The sequence below is a fragment of the Vibrio sp. OPT46 genome (assembly GCF_015163535.1).
Lineage (GTDB): Bacteria > Pseudomonadota > Gammaproteobacteria > Enterobacterales > Vibrionaceae > Vibrio > Vibrio alginolyticus.
The window spans coordinates 1-2,727 of the sequence record NZ_JADDYG010000390.1 but is presented as its reverse complement, the minus strand read 5'-3'; the positions used below and the strand labels follow the sequence as shown (position 1 = coordinate 2,727).

The 2,727-nt window shown below is 38.5% G+C and carries 2 protein-coding genes; both read left to right on the top strand.

What is annotated here, in order from left to right; all coding sequences use genetic code 11:
- Positions 1–114 precede the first annotated feature (114 nt).
- The gene (locus tag IQR33_RS18025; RefSeq protein ID WP_025634156.1) at positions 115–1,236 is read left to right on the top strand and encodes a hypothetical protein; all 1,122 of its coding nucleotides are present in this window, start codon (positions 115–117) and stop codon (positions 1,234–1,236) included.
- 2 nt (positions 1,237–1,238) lie between these two features.
- The gene (locus tag IQR33_RS18020) at positions 1,239–2,723 is read left to right on the top strand and encodes a hypothetical protein (RefSeq protein ID WP_193843903.1); all 1,485 of its coding nucleotides are present in this window, start codon (positions 1,239–1,241) and stop codon (positions 2,721–2,723) included.
- Positions 2,724–2,727: the final 4 nt, after the last annotated feature.

Sequence of the window (2,727 nt, the reverse complement as noted above, 5' to 3'; positions counted from 1 at the left end):
ATGCAATTCAATCAGCACGATTAGCAAGATACCTTTTGGCCTACTACGAATCACTACTTACAAGAGAAGCCAACCTTGCTCTTAAGACTCAAATTTTAGCGGAGTTAGCAGAAAATGGACTATAACAAACACTCAATAACAGACCTTATTAACAGCATCCCGCTAGAGTCTATTAGGCTTGAAACACCTGACTTTGAATTCGCAAGCCAAGGACAGAGCTTAAGCACTTCTTCTGTAGCTCCCAATTTACCAGAAACTATCAACTTCACTCCAATATCAGAAATAACACCTGACACACCAATAAAACGGTATTCATTTTCACCTACCGTTAACATTGAAAGTACTGGTATCGATGCTGGTGGTATTACAAATGTAGCTGCGAGCTTAAAAAATTCAGCTATTGAGCACTCCGTAGGAAAAGGATCACCTTCAACTGAAGAGCATGTATTGAAGCATACTGAACCTGCTGAGGAAAAGCATATAAAAACAAAAGAAGAACCCCCAGAACAAAAAACTGCATCCCCAGACCAACCAGCAACTATTGAACGTAATGTTGAGAATGAAAACGTTCCTAAACAGGATGAAGAGAAACCAAATAATAGAAAAAAAACTACCCCACCAAGTAAGGAAAACGGAAGGGAGCAGGATAGTGTACAAAATAAAGAAAACAAGAAGGTCGACCAGTACAACCAAAACATAAATACAAATAGGAACTCTTATGGCCTATTTAACCTCAACCATAACGGCTCCAAAGCTCAAGGTGGGCCTTCTTTCTTAACAAACTCCTACAACAAATTAAAAGGAGAACAGCCAGGGTTGAAACAAATCAACAGTGTCATTGATAGGTCAAGAGATCTTCAACAGTCCTACCTGGACCTAAAAGGACTGATTGCAGAAGGAGCACCAGCTTCAACACTTAAAAAAGCTGAGAAAAACTTCGAGAAGATAGCTAGTGACCTAAATAAAAGTGTTTCAAAAGTTCAAAAGGGATTGGACAACCTTGGTCCTAATGCGATTGACCAACTAGGCAAAGCCGTAGGCCAAGACAAGCTATCCCAATGTAAAAAATCACTTGAAACTGCAACTAAATTACTTTCTGGAGAAAACGTTCAGGAAGTAGGTATGCAGACTAGCAAGATTGTCCAGAAAGCTGCGGAAAACATGCACAAAACTGTTGAAAACATTACAAATACAATTAACACAACCATCAACATGCTTGGGTTAGGAAGAGGTTAACGATGAGCAATTTTATTGAGTTAATGGAAAGTGAAAACGTACCAACAAACTTTAAATTTCTTCTAGGATTCCATCAAGAGACCAGCAAGCTTTCGCACTTCGGAATCGCAAAGCACATTGGTTTACTAGATCAATACATTGAAGATAGCGTTGACTTAGGTTTGCTTAACAATATGACGCTTGAAGAACTATGCATTCAGTTTCCTCACCTAAATATGAGTAAAGAAAAGTTATCTATCTTGAAATCAGGAGTACCTTACTTCAATGGCTTGTATCAACTAGAAATAAACAAAGAAGCCTACAAGTATAAGGACCTCTATGACTATTGCACTGATGGTAAATCAATTGTTCTAAACCTAAACAATAAACCCATAATATTTTTGCCTAGCGAAAATGATTACTATCAACTACAGCTCGATATTAGTAGCAAAAACCACTCTAACGAAATCGTTTTTTGGCTTGATTGCGCTGGCTTATTACCTACAACAGACACCGAATCATCGGCTCCCGGTACAGGGATCGCCATACAAGAACAAGTCATGGCAAATAACTACTATATAGCCATAGCACCTGAAAGTGAGATTGTTCGTAACCTTTCTAGGATAGACTCCAGTGTATTCTCGAAAGTTAATGAAAAGCTATATGAAGACCAATTACCACATCAGGCCGAAGGGTGTATTGAATTTCTTTCTTTTGCGGAAAAGCACCTGATACACAAGATCCACTTCAATATTATAGATAACTCTATCAATAGAGTCGTCTGTCTAAATCAAATGGTTACTGAATCTTTTGATTGGACTTCTCTAGGTATGTATCAGGGGTTAAAGCTATTTTTGCAAGAATCCGGCATACCTACCAAAGCTTTAAATGAAACCCCGTATTCAGGTTTCACGGTTATAGAAATGCTTACATCAGAACATACTGATGAAAGCTTTGAATGCGGCATTAAAATAAACTCAATCCCTATCCCTGGCGGCTATACCCTAATTTTGGACATGATGTACACATCAGAGTTTGAGATAGAGACAAATCAGATAAGCACTCCTGAAATTCAAGAGGGAATTGTTCAGTTAAGCTTCGGGAGTATTAAACAAGATCCACTTGGTGGAATGATCAATAGCGTACGAGAGCATTTGAATGAAGAAAATGGAGATACATTTCTAGCGTATGAAGATTCATTTCCTATCTACTTAACAGATCTTGTTCACACAAACCTCTCAGGTGATATCAATAGTTTACTCTCACAGTACGCTTCTTCAGGTATGCAGTTCCTAATAATTGGAGAAATCTCTAGCGAATTCATTGCCAATACTGCACTGATTGCAGCACAAAATGGCTTTATGGTGTTCGGATGGGTTTATTCGGCCACAGAGTCAGGCGCACTAAAAAAATTCACGTATAAACAATCTATTTATAGACAAAGCGAACCTCATGCACTTGGGCAACTCGTTAGACCTATCCAAATTGAACATGAAACTAGCGAGTAGGGGG

What these genes read in the sequence shown, in the direction of transcription:
- IQR33_RS18025 (WP_025634156.1), top strand. Translation starts at nt 115, where the DNA reads ATGGACTATAACAAACACTCAATAACAGACCTTATTAACAGCATCCCG.
- IQR33_RS18020 (WP_193843903.1), top strand. Translation starts at nt 1,239, where the DNA reads ATGAGCAATTTTATTGAGTTAATGGAAAGTGAAAACGTACCAACAAAC.